General features: G+C 73.3%; 18 protein-coding genes. 4 read left to right on the top strand and 14 right to left on the bottom strand.

The features are described 5' to 3' along the window. Nucleotides 1–126: 126 nt before the first annotated feature. On the bottom strand, nt 127–1,497 hold the full coding sequence (locus ACFV0O_RS36095) for a hypothetical protein (protein ID WP_380348271.1): 1,371 nt from the start codon (nt 1,495–1,497) through the stop codon (nt 127–129). Nucleotides 1,498–1,817: 320 nt separating this feature from the next. Between ACFV0O_RS36095 and ACFV0O_RS36090 the strand changes: the two genes are divergently transcribed. Further along, a complete protein-coding gene (locus ACFV0O_RS36090; RefSeq protein WP_380348269.1) occupies nt 1,818–2,747 on the top strand; it encodes a hypothetical protein in 930 nt (309 codons plus the stop codon). 7 nt (nt 2,748–2,754) lie between these two features. Here the strand turns inward: ACFV0O_RS36090 and mutM are convergent, their stop codons facing one another. The 10 genes from mutM to ACFV0O_RS36040 all read right to left on the bottom strand — a co-directional run bounded on the left by mutM (nt 2,755) and on the right by ACFV0O_RS36040 (nt 12,742). Continuing rightward, a complete protein-coding gene (gene mutM, locus ACFV0O_RS36085) occupies nt 2,755–3,636 on the bottom strand; it encodes a bifunctional DNA-formamidopyrimidine glycosylase/DNA-(apurinic or apyrimidinic site) lyase (protein ID WP_360262045.1) in 882 nt (293 codons plus the stop codon). A 74-nt stretch (nt 3,637–3,710) separates the two neighbouring features. Continuing rightward, nucleotides 3,711–4,505, bottom strand: coding sequence for a ribonuclease III (gene rnc / locus ACFV0O_RS36080; protein WP_380348267.1), 795 nt, complete (start codon nt 4,503–4,505; stop codon nt 3,711–3,713). Nucleotides 4,506–4,525: 20 nt separating this feature from the next. Further along, complete coding sequence (gene rpmF / locus ACFV0O_RS36075; RefSeq protein WP_030056747.1) at nt 4,526–4,699, bottom strand: 50S ribosomal protein L32; 174 nt, start codon at nt 4,697–4,699, stop codon at nt 4,526–4,528. A 2-nt stretch (nt 4,700–4,701) separates the two neighbouring features. Next, nucleotides 4,702–5,391, bottom strand: a complete 690-nt coding sequence (locus tag ACFV0O_RS36070; RefSeq protein ID WP_380348265.1) for a YceD family protein — start codon at nt 5,389–5,391, stop codon at nt 4,702–4,704. 141 nt (nt 5,392–5,532) lie between these two features. Next, entirely contained in the window at nt 5,533–6,702 is a 1,170-nt protein-coding gene (locus ACFV0O_RS36065) for an ATP synthase F0 subunit B (RefSeq protein ID WP_380348263.1), read from the bottom strand. Between the two features lie 187 nt (nt 6,703–6,889). Continuing rightward, nucleotides 6,890–7,381: a pantetheine-phosphate adenylyltransferase gene (coaD, locus tag ACFV0O_RS36060; protein ID WP_360262041.1), complete on the bottom strand. Its 492-nt coding sequence runs from the start codon at nt 7,379–7,381 to the stop codon at nt 6,890–6,892. A gap of 50 nt (nt 7,382–7,431) precedes the next feature. Next, on the bottom strand, nt 7,432–8,013 hold the full coding sequence (gene rsmD / locus ACFV0O_RS36055) for a 16S rRNA (guanine(966)-N(2))-methyltransferase RsmD (RefSeq protein WP_360262040.1): 582 nt from the start codon (nt 8,011–8,013) through the stop codon (nt 7,432–7,434). A gap of 133 nt (nt 8,014–8,146) precedes the next feature. After that, nucleotides 8,147–8,680: a hypothetical protein gene (locus ACFV0O_RS36050; RefSeq protein WP_360262039.1), complete on the bottom strand. Its 534-nt coding sequence runs from the start codon at nt 8,678–8,680 to the stop codon at nt 8,147–8,149. Between the two features lie 115 nt (nt 8,681–8,795). Beyond that, complete coding sequence (gene recG / locus ACFV0O_RS36045; RefSeq protein ID WP_380348260.1) at nt 8,796–11,027, bottom strand: ATP-dependent DNA helicase RecG; 2,232 nt, start codon at nt 11,025–11,027, stop codon at nt 8,796–8,798. An 80-nt stretch (nt 11,028–11,107) separates the two neighbouring features. After that, nucleotides 11,108–12,742, bottom strand: coding sequence for a DAK2 domain-containing protein (locus tag ACFV0O_RS36040; RefSeq protein WP_380348258.1), 1,635 nt, complete (start codon nt 12,740–12,742; stop codon nt 11,108–11,110). A gap of 297 nt (nt 12,743–13,039) precedes the next feature. Here ACFV0O_RS36040 and rpmB point away from each other — a divergent pair, with 297 nt between their 5' ends. Further along, on the top strand, nt 13,040–13,225 hold the full coding sequence (gene rpmB / locus ACFV0O_RS36035) for a 50S ribosomal protein L28 (protein WP_014138233.1): 186 nt from the start codon (nt 13,040–13,042) through the stop codon (nt 13,223–13,225). A gap of 254 nt (nt 13,226–13,479) precedes the next feature. On the opposite strand, the gene thiD is transcribed toward rpmB, so the two are convergent. The 3 genes from thiD to ACFV0O_RS36020 form a co-directional block, all read right to left on the bottom strand. Further along, the gene (thiD, locus tag ACFV0O_RS36030; RefSeq protein WP_360262036.1) at nt 13,480–14,325 is read right to left on the bottom strand and encodes a bifunctional hydroxymethylpyrimidine kinase/phosphomethylpyrimidine kinase; all 846 of its coding nucleotides are present in this window, start codon (nt 14,323–14,325) and stop codon (nt 13,480–13,482) included. Between the two features lie 23 nt (nt 14,326–14,348). Further along, nucleotides 14,349–15,374: an ATP-dependent 6-phosphofructokinase gene (locus tag ACFV0O_RS36025; RefSeq protein WP_380348256.1), complete on the bottom strand. Its 1,026-nt coding sequence runs from the start codon at nt 15,372–15,374 to the stop codon at nt 14,349–14,351. A 168-nt stretch (nt 15,375–15,542) separates the two neighbouring features. Further along, nucleotides 15,543–16,508, bottom strand: a complete 966-nt coding sequence (locus ACFV0O_RS36020) for a thiamine-phosphate kinase (RefSeq protein ID WP_380348254.1) — start codon at nt 16,506–16,508, stop codon at nt 15,543–15,545. A gap of 209 nt (nt 16,509–16,717) precedes the next feature. Here ACFV0O_RS36020 and ACFV0O_RS36015 point away from each other — a divergent pair, with 209 nt between their 5' ends. Together ACFV0O_RS36015 and ACFV0O_RS36010 are read left to right on the top strand one after the other, a co-directional pair. Beyond that, entirely contained in the window at nt 16,718–16,951 is a 234-nt protein-coding gene (locus ACFV0O_RS36015) for an Lrp/AsnC family transcriptional regulator (RefSeq protein ID WP_380348252.1), read from the top strand. A 20-nt stretch (nt 16,952–16,971) separates the two neighbouring features. Then, a complete protein-coding gene (locus tag ACFV0O_RS36010) occupies nt 16,972–17,490 on the top strand; it encodes a DUF3515 domain-containing protein (RefSeq protein WP_380348250.1) in 519 nt (172 codons plus the stop codon). The last annotated feature ends 130 nt before the right edge of the window (nt 17,491–17,620 follow it).

Below are 17,620 nucleotides of genomic sequence, written 5' to 3'. Positions count from 1 at the left end.
CGGGGGGGGGGGGGGGGGGGGGGGGCGGGGGGGGGGGGGGGGGGGGGGGGGGGGGGCCGGCCCGGGGGGCGCCCCCCCCCCCCCGCGCCGGGCGCCCCCCCCACGGGGTGGGGCGCTCGGGTCGGGCTACCAGTCCCCGCCGCCGCCGAAGTCCCCGCCACCGCCGAAGTCGCCACCGCCGCCGCCGAAGTCACCCCCGCCGAAGCCGCCGAAGTCACCGCCGTTGAAGTCGGCGCCGGTGTAGTCGCCGCCCTCGTGCTGGTCCTGGTAGCCGTGGTGGCCGCCGTCCATCATGGGCGCCGCGGCGTAGGCCGGGGAGCTCATCATCGAGCCGAGCATGGTGCCGACCAGCAGGCCGGGCAGCAGGCCGCCGCCGAAGCTGCTGTAGTAGCCGCCCGCGTACGGGGCGTACGCCGGGCCGGCGTTCCAGTACGGCTGCGGGCCCTGGTCGGTGTCGACCGTGCGGACGGCCGGGTCGAGGCCGGCCGCCACCCGGTCCGCGTCGGCCTGGCAGACCGGGACGGAACGGGGGGAGCCGCCGGCCGGGGCCCAGTCGACGTCCTTGACGGACGGGCCGTGGCGCGGGTCCATGAAGCACGGGGGACGGCGCTCGGGCAGCGGGCGCTTGTCCCGCCGGGCGCTCAGGGTGGCGAGCGCGAAGCGGCCGTCCTCGATCGCCTCGGTGACCTGCTTGACGTCCTCCGGCCGCTTGGCCTCGTCCATCAGGCGCTTGGACTTCTCGTAGGAGTCCAGGGCGTGGGTGTAGTCGGTGCGCTGGACGTCGTCGGCGTCGGCCGCGGCGGGGTTGAAGTCGAGCCGGTCCAGCTCCTCGCCGAAGGCGGTGATGTCCTCGTCGACCACCCGGCGCAGCTGGTCCAGCTCGGCGCGGGCCTGCTCCTCCTTGCGCTTCTTGGCGCGGCGGATGAGAAGGAAGACACCGGCCCCGGCCAGTGCCACCAGCACGAGCGGGATGACCACCCAGGCGATCGAGGTGCTGTGGTTGACGCCCTCGCCCTTGGTCTGCGGGGCGGCCTGGTCCACGAAGTCGTTCAGGGTGGCGTCGATGTCGCCGTTGTGGGAGCGGAAGGCGGCGCCGGAGATCCGCTCCGGGAGGCCGGCGCCCAGTGCGCCGCGGTCCGCCCGGGCCGCGAACTGGTTGCCGCGCCAGATCCCGTAGACGCCGTCGACGCCCACCATGGTGCGCAGGTCCTTGAAGACGGTGTCCTTGCCGTAGGCCGGCGAGTCCGGGACGACGGCGATGAAGATCGGCTTGTCGGCCTTGTCGATCTTCTTGGTCAGGGCGTCGGCCTGGTCCTGGCTGAAGCGGTCGGCCATCGCCGGGTCGACGTAGACCTTGCCCTTCTTCAGGGTGGCGGAGGCGTCGCTCAGTCCGCCGGCGGCCGACGCGGCCGGCGCCAGCAGGAGCAGCAGCCCGAGCAGCGCCACCACCAGGGCAAGCGGCCCGGCGCCCCGGGAAGGTCGTGCAAGGGTTCTCATGCCACCGACGCTACCGTGAGCGGCGCCGGAGCACGCCATACCCTTCGCATACTGGTTATGACAAGGCTCCCCGCCGTCCGCCGGGGCCGCTCCCCTTCTCGGGGATGATGTTTCCCCCGACCGACCCTGAGGCGGACGGGGCGCGGGAACCGCAGGAGGCGCCCGCGCGTACGTCCCGGCGGGTCCGGCCCGATTCCGGGACGCTCCGGGGGGCGTGCCGACCGTACCGCGCGGACGGGCATAGTGGTGCCGGACCGCCGGTCCCATTGCCTTTTCTTGACCCAGCCTGTTCCTGACCCAACTCCCGATCGGAGCACCCGGTGATCATCGGCCTCGTCACGGCAGTGGCGGCATCCGCCTGCTACGGCACCGGCTCGGTCCTGCAGGCCGTCGGATCCCGCCGTTCCGCCCGCGAGGAGGCCGCCAGGGGCGCCACCACCTCGACCACCGAGCACGGCGGACCGAGCCTGTCCTCGACCGCGAAAGCCGCCGTCACCTGGGAGTTCATCCTCGGCACGGTGCTCGACCTGATCGGCTTCGGACTCGGCGCACTGGCCGCACGGCTGCTGCCGCTGTTCCTCTCCCAGACCATCATCAGCGCCAACCTGGTGATCACCGCACTGCTCAGCATCAAGCTGCTGGGCCTGCGGCTCAAGCAGCTGGAGTGGGCCTCGATCGGGGTGCTCTGCTCGGCGCTGGTGCTGCTGGCCGTCTCGGCGGGCCCGGAGGGCGGCCACCACGCGGCCATGTCCTTCCACTGGTGGCTGCTGATCATCACCACCGTGCTGCTGGTCGGCGGCAGTCTGCTGGTGCGGCGGATGGGCGCGAGCGGCGCGATCGTCGCCGGTCTGCTCTCCGGCCTCGGGTTCGGCGCCCTGGGCGTCGGTGTGCGCATCCTGAACGGCGTCCAGCCGTTCGACCTCGGCGCTCTGCTCTCCGACCCGGCGCTGTACGCGATCCTGGTCGGCGGCCTCGGCGGCATGTACATCCACACCGTGGCGCTGCAGATCGGCTCGGTGAACGGGGCGACGGCCGCACTGGTGGTCGGCGAGACGGTGCTGCCCGGCGCGGTCGGCGTGATCTGGCTCGGCGACTCCTCCAAGGCCGGCCTGGGCTGGCTCGGCGTGTTGGGCTTCCTGCTCGCGGTGGTGTCCGCGGTCGGGGTCGCCTACTTCGGCCAGGACACCCACGGCACGCCCGGCGACACCGACGCCGAGCAGCCCGAACTCGCCGGCCGGAACAGGGCCTAGCGTCGGCTCAGTCCCCGCTGCGGGCCCGCGGCACGCGCTGGCAGCGGGGGCAGAAGTAGCTGGAGCGGTTCATCCAGGCCGCCCGCCGGATCGCGGTGCCGCACCGGCGGCAGGGTTCGTGCTCGCGGCCGTAGGCGTCGAGGTCCCGGGAGAAGTAGCCGCTCTCGCCGTTCACGTTGACGTAGAGGCTGTCGAAGCTGGTGCCGCCGACGGCGAGCGCCGCCGTCATCACGTCCCGGGCGTTGGCCAGCAGCAGGGCGCCCTGCGGGCGGGTGAGCGTCGCGGTCGGACGGTCGTAGTGCAGCCTGGAGCGCCACAGCGCCTCGTCGGCGTAGATGTTGCCGACGCCGCTGATCAGGGTCTGGTCGAGCAGCGCGCGCTTGACGGTGGTGCGCTTGGCGCGCAGCGCGGTCACGAAGGCCCCGTCGTCGAAGCGCGGGTCGAGCGGGTCGCGCGCGATGTGCGCGATGGAGACGGGGGTGCCCTCGGGGTCGCCGTCCTCGGCCTCCTCGACGGCCAGACCGCCGAAGGTCCGCTGGTCGACGAAGCGCAGTTCGCGGCCGCCGTCGGTGAAGCGCAGCCGGACGCGCAGGTGCGTCTCGTCCGGCACCGACGGGTCCTGGACGAGGAGTTGGCCGCTCATCCCGAGGTGGCCGATCAGCGAGAAGCCCGCGCCGGTGCCACCGGCGAGCGGCACCCACAGGTACTTGCCGCGCCGTTGCGCGGTGCCGAGGGTGGTGCCGGTCAGTCGGGCCGTGAAGTCGACCGCACCGGCCGGCTGGCGGCGCACCGCGCGCGGGTGCAGCACCTGGACGTCGGCGACGGTCCGCCCGGCGACCCAGCGGGCCAGACCACGTCGGACGACCTCGACCTCGGGGAGTTCGGGCACGGGAAACGCCTCCTGCAGGAACGATCAGCAGGAGAAGGCTACTTCAGGCGGCCACCGGTCGGCCGCCCGCTGTGCTAGCCCTGGGCGCCGGCCGGCAGGCGGTCGGCGTACTTCTCCTTGATCGCGCGCCACGCGCTCTCGGCGGCCTTCTGCTCGGCTTCCTTCTTCGAGCGGCCGACGCCGCTGCCGAAGTCCTCGCCGGCCACCCGGGCCGCCGCGGTGAAGGTCTTCTCGTGGTCCGGACCGGACTCCATGACCACGTACTCGGGGACCCCGATGCCCACCGAGGCGGTGAGCTCCTGGAGGCTGGTCTTCCAGTCCAGTCCGGCGCCCAGCTGAGAGGACTCCTCGATCAGCGGGTCGAACAGGCGGTGGACGAACTCGGTGGCGGCGTCGAGACCCCGGTCCAGGTAGACGGCGCCGATCACGGCCTCGACGGTGTCGGCGAGGATCGACGACTTGTCGCGGCCGCCGGTGCCCTCCTCGCCCTTGCCGAGGCGGATGAACGCGCCGAGCTCCAGGCCGCGGCCGACGTCCGCGAGCGCGCGGGAGTTGACCACCGCGGCGCGCAGCTTGGCGAGCGTGCCCTCCGGCACGTCCGGGTGGACGCGGTAGAGGGTGTCGGTCACCACCAGGCCCAGCACCGAGTCGCCGAGGAACTCCAGGCGCTCGTTGGTGGGCAGACCCCCGTTCTCGTACGCGTACGAGCGGTGGGTCAGGGCACGCACCAGAAGGGCGCGCTCGAGCGTGTACCCGAGGCGCCCTTCCAGGACGTCGTATTCGGTCGAAGCCGGCCCGCCGGCCTTGCCTCCGCCCGAAGAGACCTTCGGGGCGGTGGACGCCTTGCGAGTGGAGTTACCGTCCGACATCGATCCGTGCACCCCGCCGATCAGACCGAGAGGACCTGGCGACGGTTGTACGTGCCGCAGCTCGGGCACGCGATGTGGCCCAGCTTCGGCTCGTGGCAGCGGTCGCACGCCACGAGGGCCGGGACGACGGCCTTCCAGTTGGACCGACGGTGGCGCGTGTTGCTGCGCGACATCTTCCGCTTCGGAACAGCCACGGCTACTTCTCCTGGTTCTCGGCGAGACCCTCACGGGTGTCGCTGGTCTTGGTTCCGTCACCCTCGTCGCCGGGGGCGGCGGAGAGTCCCTGCAGTGCCGCCCACCGGGGGTCGGCGGCATCGTGGTGGTGCGCCGGGTCGTCGCTCAGGCGCGCTCCGCACTCGGAGCACAGGCCCAGGCAGTCTTCCTGGCACACCGGCTGCAGCGGCAGTGCGAGCACCACCGCGTCACGCAGCACCGGCTGGAGGTCGAAGAAATCGCCCTCCAGACGGTAAGTCTCTTCTTCCGAGTCCTCGTCGAGGTCCTCGGTCCCGGTGGTCCGGGCGCGGTGGCGCTCGTCGGACTCCGGGTAGTAGTACAGCTCCTGGAAGTCCACGTCGATGTCGAAGTCGACGGGCTCCAGGCACCGGACGCACTCGCCCTCGACGTGGGCCCCGGCGGTGCCGGTGACCAGCACGCCCTCGACCACGGACTCCAGGCGGAGCTCCAGCTCGATCGGGCTCTTCTCCGGGACGGCGATCACGTCGATGATCCCGAAGCCCTCGGGGGCCTCCAGGGTCCGGCTCACCTTGCGCATCGCACCCGGACGACGGCCGAGCTCGTGCGTGTCGAACACGAGGGGGTCGCGGTGGTCGAGGCGGTTCACGGTGTCCTGACTTCCATCGGATTGAGTGATCGGTGGCGTCTCCATCACGTCGGCGTCACGCGGGCAAGCGAAAAGCCGGACATGGGGATGCCGGAGTGGTCAGACTACCGGAGTCTCCCGCCAGGCCCAACTTCGGTCCCGGCGGGAGGCTCCGCGCAGGTCCGCCAGGCGGTCGCGCGGGTCCGCTCAGCGGCCGCCGAGCTCCCGCAGCCTGGTCATGTCGATCATGCTGGTGTCGAAGAAGCTGGTCTCGTCCAGGCCCTGCTGCTGCTGCGGCACGGCCGGCGGGGCGGCGGGCGGCTGCGGGTAGTCGTAGCCGTCGTACGACTGCGCGCCGTATCCCTGCTGGGACTGCTGCTGCTGGTAGCCGTAGCCGTCCTGCTGCTGGGCCGGGTAGCCGTGCTGCTGGTAGTCGCCGGCCTGCTGCTGGCCCCACTGGGTGTTGTACGGGTCACCCTGGCCGGCCGGGTCGTAGCCGCCGCCGTACACCTCGGCGTACTGCCCGCCCTGCTGCTGGGCGGCCGCGTACTGGTCGGACCCGGGGGTCTGCCAGCCGGCCGCGGCCGGGGTCTGCTCGGGCCAGGTCTGCTGCTGCGGGACGTCCTCGCGGTACCAGGCGATGTCCTCGCCGTCGGCGTCCGCGGCGAAGCCCGCCGCCACCGCCTCGGCCCGCTCCTTGGCCTGCTGGGCCTCGTCCGCGGCGGCCAGGTACGCGCCCAGCTCGTCGATCGGCCGCTTGCCGAGCAGCTTGTCGCGGCCCTTGCCGACCGCCTCCAGGGTCGCGCCGAGCACGCCCTCCAGGGTGGCGAGCTTCACGTCGACGTACTCGTCCACCTCGGGGCTCGGGCTGAGCCGCTGCGGCCGGAACTCCTCGCCGTCGCCCTCGCCGTCGTGCTCGGCCTCGAAGACGCCGGTGTCGCCGCGCAGCTTGCTGCGGCCGCGGCCGACCGCGCCGAGGGTCTTGGTCAGCACGACCTCGAAGTTGGCGAGCTTGCTGTCCACGTAGTCGTCGGCCTCGGCCCGCTTGGCGTCGACCTCGGAGCGCGCCTCGGCGAGGATCCGGTCGGCCTGGGACTGCGCCTGGCGGACCACCTCGGTGTCCGAGATCAGCGAGCCGCGCTCGCTGTGCGCCCCCTGGATGATCCGGTCGGCCTCGGCCTGGGCGCCGGCCACCACCTGCTCGTGGTCGGCCATCACCGACTGGGCCTGGGCCAGTTCGGCGGGCAGGGCCGCCTTGAGGTCGTTGAGCAGGCCGATCAGCTCGGCCCGGTTCACCACGCAGGAGGCCGACATCGGCATCGAGCGGGCGTTCTCCACTGCCGCCACGATCTCGTCGACCTTGTTCTGCACGTCCACGGGGCTTCGTCTTTCCGTGTGCCGCCGACGGTCCGGCGGAGGCAGGCCCGGCGCGGTGGACCTCACCGCAGGGCAGGAATACAGACTGTACGGCCACCCCGGGGCCGGGTCACAACGCCCGAGCCGAACGGGCCTCCGGACCGAAGGACAAGGCGTGACGAACCGGCAGAAAAGGACAACCGGCCGCCTACTGCTCGGCCTTGCGCTCCGCGATCCGCTCGACCAGCCGCCGGTGCACCATCTCGGGCAGCAGGTGCGAGACGTCGCCGCCGTACGAGGCGACCTCCTTGACCAGCGTCGAGGAGAGGAAGCTGTACGTCGGCGAGGTCGGCACGAACAGCGTCTCCACGCCGGTCAGGCCGTGGTTCATCTGGGCCATCTGCAGCTCGTAGTCGAAGTCGCTGACCGCCCGCAGGCCCTTGATGATCGCGGGGATGCCGCGCTCCCGGCAGAAGTCCACCAGCAGGCCGTGGTGCGACTCGACCACCACGTTGCCGAAGCCCGCGGTGACCTCCTCGATCAGGCCGATCCGCTCCTCGACGGTGAACATGCCCTGCTTGTTCCGGTTGATCAGGACCGCGACATGCACCACGTCGTAGAGCTTCGAGGCCCGCTCGATGATGTCGAGGTGACCGTTGGTGATCGGGTCGAACGATCCGGGGCAGACGGCTCGGCGCATGGCGTGTGTGCTCCCTCGTGGGGTGACGGCTCGTGCGGGCCCGCGGCCCGCTACTCCTGTGGGTCGGCCGCGGCGGCGCGACCGTACCAGAGCGTGCCCTCGCCGTAGCGACGGGAGCGCAGGCCCTCGAAACCCTCGGGCCAGCCGAACTCGCCGCCGCGGGTGCTGCGCTCCACGGTGACGAGTGTGTCCTCCGCGAGCCACCCCCCGGCCAGGAGTGTGATCAGCATCTCCCGGAGCTCCTCGTCCGTCACGGCGTACGGCGGGTCGAGGAACACCAGGTCGTACGGGCTCTGCGGGGGCGGGCCGACGACCACCTTCTCCGCCTTCGAGGCCCGCACCTCGGCGCCCGGCAGGCCGATCGTGCGGACGTTCTCCCGGATCACCCTGGCCGCCTGGCCGTCCGCCTCGACCAGCAGGACGTGCTCGGCGCCGCGCGACAGCGCCTCCAGACCGACCGCGCCCGATCCGCCGAACAGGTCCAGCATCCGGGCCCCGTGCAGGGTGCCGCGCAGTGCCTCCAGCGTGGAGAACATCGCCTCGCGGGCCTTGTCGGAGGTCGGTCGGGTGCCCCGGCCGGGCGGTACGGCCAGTCGGCGGCCGCCGGCCGCCCCGGCGATCACGCGGGTCATGGTGGTGGGAGGTCCTTTCGTCGCTGCCCGACCACGCTATCCCGACCACCGCCGACCCGATCACCGCGCTCACGCCGAACGGGCGCGGCCCGGCGGGGTGCGCCCGCCGGTCCGCGCCCGCACACCCGGACGGTCAGCTCGCCTCGGAGCCCGCCGACTGGGCCGGAACGGTCGCACCGAGCAGGGCCGGCGAGGCGTAGCGCGACCAGGACAGGCAGCCGTCGGGCGGGCAGAACTCGGGGCGGCGCGGGTCGTGCCCGAGCTCGCGCAGCTTGGTCCGGACGGAGTCGGGCGTGCGGCCGAAGCGGGCGGCGATCCGGGCGACGGTCTCGCCGTCGTGGAAGCGCCGGACCAGCTCCTCCTCGTGCTGCGGCACCCAGGGGGCGCCGTGGCCGGGGTACAGCTCGCGCAGCACGTCACGGTCGGGGATGGGCTCGGAGACGTCGGCGACGATCGCCAGCGCCCGCAGCGCGCGGTTGAGCGCGATCCGCAGCGAGGCGACGTCCTCGACCGGCAGGCGGAGCTTGCCCGAGGCGAGCGGTGCGGCGGCCGCCCCCTCGCGCCAGCCGGTCAGGGTGAGGGTGACCTCGCGGTCGTCGTCGCTGGCGAGTTCGATCCGGAAGACCTTGTCGCCCAGCGGGAGCTCGTTGAGATGACGGAATGCCATGGCATGACCCCCAAGTGTCGCGCCAGGTACGCACCTTGAGGGTGCGTCCTGAACACCTTCATTCTCTCGCGGGGGTCTGACAATTCCCGGGCCGGACGGGTGCGACCGGACCGGCTCAGCCCTTCTCCATGTAGGCCGCCCGATCCTCGTCGATCAGGCTCTCCAGCACCGTGCGCAGCTCCGGGTGGGCGGCCAGCTCCGGGTCCTCGGCGACCAGCCGGGTGGCCTCGGTCCGCGCGGTGAGGATGACCTCCTCGTCCTCCAGCACCGAGAGCACCTTGAGCGAGGACTTCACCCCGGACTGCGCCTGGCCCAGCACGTCGCCCTCGCGGCGCTGTTCGAGGTCGATCCGGGACAGCTCGAAGCCGTCCAGGGTGCCCGCCACCGCGTCCAGCCGGGCCCGGGCGGCGCTGCCCCCGGGCATCTCGCTGACCAGGAGGCACAGGCCCGCCGCGCTGCCGCGGCCGACCCGGCCGCGCAGCTGGTGGAGCTGGGAGACGCCGAAGCGGTCGGCGTCCATGATGACCATCGCGGTCGAGTTGGGGACGTTGACGCCGACCTCGATGACGGTGGTGGCGACCAGGACGTCCACCTCGCCGGCCGAGAACCGGCGCATCACGTCGTCCTTGGCCTCCGGTGCGAGCCGCCCGTGCAGGATCTCCACCCGCAGCCCGGAGAGCGGGCCCTCGACCAGCTTCCGGGCCGTCTCCACCACCGAGAGCGGGGGCCGTCGTTCGTCGCTCGCGGCGCCGAGGTCGGCGACCTCCTCGAAGTCCTCCCCGGCCGGCTTCCGCTTCTTCTTCGCGTCGCCCCCGGCCGGGGCCGCGGGCTCCTCGTCGTCCCCGATCCGGGGGCACACCACGTACGCCTGGTGGCCCTTGCCGACCTCCTCGCGGACCCGCTCCCAGGCCCGGGCGAGGAAGTTGGGCTTCTCCAGCGCCGGGACGACGTGGGTGGAGATCGGCGAGCGGCCGGCCGGCAGCTGGTCCAGGACGGAGGTCTCCAGGTCCCCGAAGACGGTCATCGCGACGGTGCGCGGGATCGGCGTCGCGGTCATCACCAGCAGGTGCGGCGGCTGCTCCCCCTTGGCGCGCAGCGCGTCCCGCTGCTCGACGCCGAAGCGGTGCTGCTCGTCGACCACGACCAGGCCGAGGTCCTGGAACTGGACCTTGTCCTCGATCAGCGCGTGGGTGCCGATGGCGAGGCCGGCATCGCCGCAGGCCATGTCGAGCAGTGCCTGGCGACGGGCGGCGACACCCATCGAGCCGGTCAGCAGCACCACCCGGGTGCCGTGGTCGGAGCCGCCGAGCATGCCGCCCTCGGCCAGGTCCCCCATCATCTCGACGATCGAGCGGTGGTGCTGCTGCGCGAGCACCTCGGTGGGTGCCAGCAGGACGGCCTGGCCGCCCGCGTCCACCACGGCGAGCATGGCGCGCAGCGCGACCAGGGTCTTGCCGGAGCCGACCTCGCCCTGGAGCAGCCGGTGCATCGGGTGCTCGGTCGCCAGGTCGGCGGCGATCTCGGCGGAGACCTTCTGCTGGCCCTCGGTGAGGGTGAATGGCAGCCGGGCGTCGAAGGCGTCCAGCAGGCCGCCCGCGCGGGCCGGGCGCGGCTTGGCGGGCAGCGCGGAGTCGGCGGCCCGGCGCTGCGCCAGGGCGACCTGGAGCACGAAGGCCTCGTCCCAGCGCAGCCGGCTCTGGGCCCGCTCGCGGTCGGCCTGGCTGCGCGGTCGGTGGATCAGCTCCAGCGCCTCGGGCAGCGGGACCAGGTCGTGCCGCTCGCGCAGTTCGGCGGGCAGCGGCTCCCCGACGTCGCCGAGGTGTTTGGTGAGCGCGGTCTCGATGCAGATCGACAGCTTCCAGCTGGGCATCTGCGCGCTGGCCCCGTACACCGGGATGAGCCGGCCGGCGAACTGCCGCGCGGCGTCCGACCCGGTGTCCTCGTCGAGGAGCTGGTAGTCCGGGGAGACCAGCTGGCGGGAGCGGTTGAAGACGCCGACCTTGCCCGCGAACAGGCCCTGGGCGCCGGCCTTGAGCTCCTTCTGCCGCCAGCCCTGGTTGAAGAAGACCAGCGAGAGCCGGCTGCGGCCGTCGGTGACGACGACCTCCAGGCGGTCGCCCTTGCGGCCCCGGAACGGGATCAGGGTGACCTTCTCGATCCGGGCCAGCACCGTGACGTGTTCGTCGACCTCCAGCTCGTCCAGACTGGTGAGCTGGCCGCGTTCGACGTAGCGGCGCGGGTAGTGGTGCAGCAGGTCCCCGACCGTGCGCAGCTTGAGGCTGTCGGCGAGCACCTTCGCGGTGCGGTCGCCGACGAGTTTGGTCAGTGGTTCATCGAGAGCGCCCATCAGCGCCCTGTTTACACCACGGGACCGACAAACCGGGCCTCCCGCCGCCCGCCGCCCCGCCCGGGCGACGTGCCGCCGCGCTACTCCACGCCGATGAGCAGTGGTGCCGGTTCCTGTCCTCCGTGGAAGACCACCGCGTCCACCTCGGGCCGCCGGTGCCGCACGTGCGCGACCAGCCGGTCGGCGAGCGCCTCGTCGGTGCCCTCGCCGAGGATCAGGGTGACGAGTTCGCCGCCCGCGCCGAGCATCCGGTCCAGCACGCTCTCGCCGACCTCCTCCAGTCCGCCGCCGATCACCGCGACGTCGCCGTCGATCAGCCCGAGCACGTCCCCGGCCTGGCAGACCCCGGCCATCGTCCAGGACTCCCCCTCGGCGACGGCGAGTTCGGCGTAGCGGGTGGCCCCGGCGGCGGAGGTCATGGCGACCACGTCCTCGTCGAAGCGGCGGCCGCCCTCGTGCACCGCGAGCGCCGCCAGCCCCTGCACCGGCGAGCGGGTGGGCAGGACGGCGATCCTCACGCCCTCCTCGCGCAGCTGGTCGGCGGCGGCCCCGGCGGCGGCGCGCAGTTCCGGGTCGTTGAGCAGCAGGACGACCTCGCGGGCGGCCGAGCGGCGCACGGCGGCGGCGAGTTCGGCGCTGGCCGGCGGGCGGTCCGGGTCGGCGTGCAGGACGACGGCGCCGGCCTGCTCGCACAGCTCGGCCAGGCCCCCGCCGGAGACCACGGAGAGCACCGCGCGGGCCCGCTCCTCGCGCTCGCCGTGCTCGGGCGCGGTACTGCCGGCCCGGGCGGCGGCCTCGGCGAAGTGCGTGATCCGGATCTGGTGCGGCCGCCCGGCCCCGACCCCGGCCTCCACTGCGGCGCCCGCGTCGTCCACGTGGACGTGCACGTTCCACAGGCCGTCGCCGCCGCCGATCACCAGCGAGTCGCCGAGCTCGGAGAGCCGCCCGCGCAGCGCGGGCAGCGCCTCGTCGGGCGCGTCCAGCAGGTAGATGACCTCGAAGGCGGGGTGCCCGGGGCCCGGCGGCCGGACGTGCACCTCGCAGCTCTCGACGGCCCGGACGTCCCCGCGCAGCGCGACCGGCCCCATCGGCTGCTGCCCGGCGACGGCGTCGGCGAGCGCCCCGAGGACGGCCACCAGGCCGCGCCCGCCCGCGTCCACGACGCCGTTCTCGGCCAGCACGGCGAGCTGCTCGGGGGTGTGCCGCAGGGCGTCCCGGGCGGCCCGGTACGCGGTGTCGGCGACCTGCGAGAGGCCGTCCCCGGCCCGGACGGCCTCCCGGGCGGCGACCCGGGCGACGGTCAGCAGCGTGCCCTCGACGGGCTCCGCGACGGCCTGGTAGGCGGAGTCGGCGGCCCGCTGGAGGGCGGCCCGCAGCTGGTCGGCGCCGCCGCCCTCGGCCAGCGTCTCGGCGGTGCCGCGCAGCCACTGGGCGAGGATCACGCCGGAGTTGCCGCGGGCGCCGACCAGCGCGCCGCGGGCCATCGCGCGGACCGCGTCGGCCAGTCCGGGGGCCGGCTCGGCGGCGGGGTCGGCGAAGCGGCTCTCCACCTCGGCGGCGGCGGACTCGACGGTCAGGTAGAGGTTGGTGCCGGTGTCGCCGTCCGGGACCGGGTAGACGTTGAGCGCGTCGATCTCCTCGCGGGCCTGGCCGAGCGCGCGCAGCGCGAGCTGGCACCAGGTGCGCACGGCCGGGGCGTCGAGCGTGTGCAGCACCAGGGCTCCTCCGGGTGGGCCGCGATGGCCTGTGGGGCGGCAGCACGGTCACGGCTGCGGCGAGGGGTGATACCGGCAGGTTATCGGGGTGCGGGGAGGGCCGTCCGGACCCGGCGACCGGAGCGATCACTCAGCCGGTCATGGTAGTTTCGTGGGACGGAAGCAAGCGTTGTATGCTCTTCCGGTTGCCTGGAACCGTCCAGGCTCACCCCCTTGTCCGGTCTGGTTCACGCGAGTGCTCCGGTGGGTGAGCGGGGTTTTCGAAAGTATCTGATCTGAAGTCTTGGAGTGACTCCTGTGGCTGCCAACTGCGACGTCTGCGGCAAGGGGCCGGGCTTCGGCAACAGCATCTCCCACTCTCACCGCCGTACCCCCCGTCGTTGGAACCCCAACATCCAGACGGTGCGCGCTGTGATTGGGCGGACGCCGAAGCGGCTCAACGTCTGCACCTCGTGCATCAAGGCCGGTAAGGTCTCGCGCTGACGCGCAGACCGGCATGCCGGTCCTCCAGTGAGTCGGTTCATCCCCGGATGGACCGGCTTCGCTGTTTCCATGACTGGCTACGCCGATTCCGGACTCACCACTGGTGGGCGGGCTCCTTCGGGGACCCGCCCACCAGTGTTTTCGTCCGGTCGGTGCTTCCGTCCGGGTGCGTCCGTTCCCGTCCGGGCTCGTTTCCGTCCGGGCTCGTTCCCGTCCGGGCTCGTTCCCGTCCGGGGTCGTTTCCGTCCCGGCCCTCAGCGCCAGCGCCAGGCGTGGTCGACCGGCCCGATCCCGGCGCCCAGCGCGAAGCCCCCGGCGATCGCGCCGGTGATGTACTCCTTGGCCGAGCCCACCGCCTCCGGCAGCGGCTCGCCCTTGGCCAGGCCGGCCGCGATCGAGCTGGCCAGGGTGCAGCCGGTGCCGTGGGTGTGCCGGTTGTCGTAGCGCGGCGCCCGGTACCAGTGCTCCTCCCCCGGCCCGCCGTACAGCAGGTCGGCGGCCTCGCCCTCCAGGTGGCCGCCCTTGACCAGCACCCAGCGCGGTCCGAGGTCGAGCAGCGCCTTGGCGGCGTCCAGCATCTGCCCCTCGTCCTCGACGGTGCGGCCGGTGAGCTGCGTCACCTCGTGCAGGTTGGGGGTGGCCAGGGTGGCGACCGGCAGCAGCTTCTCGCGGACGGTGCCGACGGCCTCCGCGGCCAGCAGCGCGTCCCCGTGCTTGGAGACGCCGACCGGGTCGACCACCACCGGGGCGTCCACGTCGGCCAGCAGCTCCGAGACGGTCTCGACCAGTTCGATCGAGGCGAGCATGCCGGTCTTCACGGCCTGCACCCCGATGTCGTCCACCACGCTGCGGAACTGTGCCCGGACGGCTTCGGCGGGCAGTTCCCAGTAGCCCTGGACGCCGAGCGAGTTCTGCGCGGTGACGGCGGTGACCACGCTCATGCCGTGGACGCCGAGGGCGAGCATCGCCTTGAGGTCGGCCTGGATGCCGGCGCCGCCGCCGGAGTCGGAGCCGGCGACGGTGAGCACGCGGGGAGGAGCACCGGAGGGGCCGTGCGGAGCGGGCCGGCCGGCGGCGGGGGCGGGAGACGGGTGGACCATGCCCCCAACCTACCCGCGCCGGTTCACAGCACGGCTTCGGACTCCACCCAGCGGTCCTCCGGCACCGTCTTCAGCCGGGTCACCGCGGCGGCGATCGGCAGCAGTTCGATCCCGGTCCGGCGCAGCGCGGTGAAGTGCCCGAACGCGCCCCGGTGGACGGCCTCCACCGCGTGCCAGCCGAAGCGGGTGGCGAGCACCCGGTCGTAGGCGGTCGGGGTGCCGCCGCGCTGGGTGTGGCCGAGGATGACCGGGCGGGCCTCCTTGCCGAGCAGGTCCTCCAGCTCGTGGGCGAGCCGGTTGCCGATCCCGCCGAAGGTCCGGTGGCCGTACTGGTCGACGGCGCCGTGGTCGAAGCGCATGGTGCCGGGCATCGGGGTGGCGCCCTCGGCGACGGCGATGATGGCGAACTTCTTGCCGCGCGAGAAGCGGTCCTCGACCATCCGGGCCACCCCCTCGATGTCGAAGGGCTTCTCGGGGATCAGGATGCCGTGCGCACCGCCGGCCATGCCCGCGGTGAGGGTGATCCAGCCCGTGTGACGCCCCATCAACTCGACCACCATGACGCGCTGGTGGGACTCGGCGGTGGTCTTCAGCCGGTCGATCGCCTCGGTCGCGACGTGCACCGCGGTGTCGAAGCCGAAGGTGACGTCGGTGGCGTCGATGTCGTTGTCGATGGTCTTCGGCACCCCGACCACCGGCAGTCCGGCGTCGCTGAACAGCTTGGCGGCGGTCATCGTCCCCTCGCCACCGATCGCGATCAGCGCGTCGATGCCGATGTCCCTGGCCAGCACCTCGGCGTTCTCCACCGCCCAGGCGATCCGGTCGCGCCGCACCCGGGCCGAGCCCAGGACGGTGCCGCCGAGGGTGAGCAGACCGGTGACGTCGTCGTGCGAGACCGTCCGGGTGCGGCCCTCGATCAGGCCGAGGAATCCGTCCAGGATGCCGACGATCTCGTCGCCGTGGACGTCCGTGCCCCGGTGCACCACCGAGCGGATCACCGCGTTGAGGCCGGGGCAGTCGCCGCCGCTGGTCAGTACACCGATGCGCATGTCAGGTGTGCTCCCGCTCGCAGTGGTTCGGGCCGCCCGCGCCGGACGGGCGGGCGGGCTCGGATGCCGCAAGCCTACGCAAAACGCACCCCCGAATCCCGTCCGCCGCACGCCCGGAGCGTCATGCGACGCACCGGCGTCCAGTGCCCATCGGCCGTACGCCGTAGGTCATTCGGCGAAGTGGTCCCAGCCGCCGACCCGGTCCCAGGGCGCGCCGTCCACCGTCACCCGGCCGCTGCGGCTGCCCGTCGGACGGCCGGTGACCTCGCCCACCACCCGCCAGCGGGCCGGGAGTTGGACCCCGCGTGGGAAGGTCGCCACGATCGCGTGGTCCTCGCCGCCGGAGAGCACCCAGACCAGCGGGTCCACCCCGACCGCCTGGCCGATGTCCGCCATCTGCGCCGGGACGTCGAAGTCGGCGGCCTTCAGGTCGATGTCGACCTCGCTGGCCCGGGCCACGTGGCCGAGGTCGGCGACCAGCCCGTCGCTCACGTCGATCATCGAGGTCGCGCCCAACTCGGCCGCCGCCGGGCCCGCGTGGTACGGCGGCTCGGGCCGGCGGTGCGCCTCGACGAAGGCGCGCGGGGAGCGGAAGCCGCGCTGCAGCACGGTCAGCCCGGCGGCCGACCAGCCCAGCCAGCCGGTCACCGCGATCACGTCGCCGACCTGCGCGCCGGAGCGCGTCACCGCCGCGCGCCCCTGCAGGTCACCGAGCGCCGTGATGGCGAGCATGACGGTGTCGCCGCGCACCACGTCGCCGCCGACCACCGTCGCCCCGGCGACCTGGCACTCGTCGCGCAGCCCGTCCATCAGCTCGGTCGCCCACGTGGTCGGCAGATCGGCGGGGGCGACCAGACCGAGCAGTATCGCGGTCGGCACCGCCCCCATCGCGGCCACGTCGGCGAGGTTCTGGGCGGCGGCCTTGCGGCCCACGTCGTACGCGGTGGACCAGTCCCGGCGGAAGTGCCGGTTCTCGATCAGCACGTCCGTGGTCGCCACCACCCGGCCGTCCGGAGCCCGCACCACCGCGGCGTCGTCACCCGGGCCGAGGTCGACCGCATCGGTGAGCGGTACCCGGGCGGTCAGCTCCCTGATGAGGCCGAACTCGCCGAGTTCGCCCACGGTCCCCTGCATCTGCCGTCCTCTCGCGTTTTCATCCGATCCGGTCCCCGTCGCGCTCCCCCGCGCGCAGCGTACGCCCTTCGGGGGTGCAGAAGTCTCCCCTCCCCGGCCCGCTGCGCGGTAGCGTGGTGATCAGACTGCCGGTGAGCCCGTTCCACCCCCCGACGCCTGACCGGGCGATCACGGCGGCGATCCCCGTAACCGGCCGCCGGGAGGTCCTCGTGGTACAGGCATACATCCTGATCCAGACCGAAGTAGGGAAGGCCACCGCGGTGGCCGAGTTGATCTCCGAGATCCCCGGCGTGCTCACCGCCGAGGACGTCACGGGCCCCTACGACGTGATCGTCAAGGCCGAGGCCGGGACGGTCGACGACCTGGGCCGCATGGTCGTGGCCCAGGTCCAGAAGGTCGAGGGCATCACCCGCACCCTCACCTGTCCCGTGGTCCACCTGTAAGTCCCGGCTACCATCGGCGCGTGACCAGAGAACCCCGCCTCCCCCGGGCGCTGACCGCGCTGCCGGCGCCCGTGCGGTGGCTGGCCCTGCCCGTCGCGCTGGCCTGCACCGTCGTGGTGCTGGTCGGCGCCTGGGGTTCGGGCGACGGGAAGATCGAGGTCCCGAGCCCGAGCGGCAAGGCGGCGGAGTACTGCAGGGCCCTGGCCGCCGCGCTGCCGCAGGACCTGCTCGGGCACGCCCGCAAGGACCCGTCGCCCGCCTCGCCGTACGTGGCCGTCTGGGACAGTTCGCCCCGGACGGTCCTGCGCTGCGGCGTCGACCGGCCGGAGGAACTGGACGGGGAGCACGCCACGGACCTGTCCCCGACCGTCGACGACGTCACCTGGTGGTCGCAGAAGCTCGACGACGGCGGCTACCGCTTCGTGACGACCATGCGCGCCGCCTACGTCGAGCTGACCGTTCCGTCCGGGGCCGCGAAGAACCCGCTCGACCCGGCCACCGTGCTCAGCCCGCTGGTCAGGGACAACGTCCCCGGCTGACCCGGGGAGCAGGACGCGACGGGCGGGACCGACGACGGCCGGCACGCGCGGAGCGCCGGACAGGGCGTACGGAGGGGGGGGGGGGGGAGCCCCCCACCCCCCCCCCCCCGCGCGCGCACCCACAGCCGCC

It is taken from the genome of Kitasatospora sp. NPDC059577 (genome assembly GCF_042735475.1).
Lineage (GTDB): Bacteria > Actinomycetota > Actinomycetes > Streptomycetales > Streptomycetaceae > Kitasatospora.
This window is presented reverse-complemented; position numbering and strand designations above follow the sequence as displayed.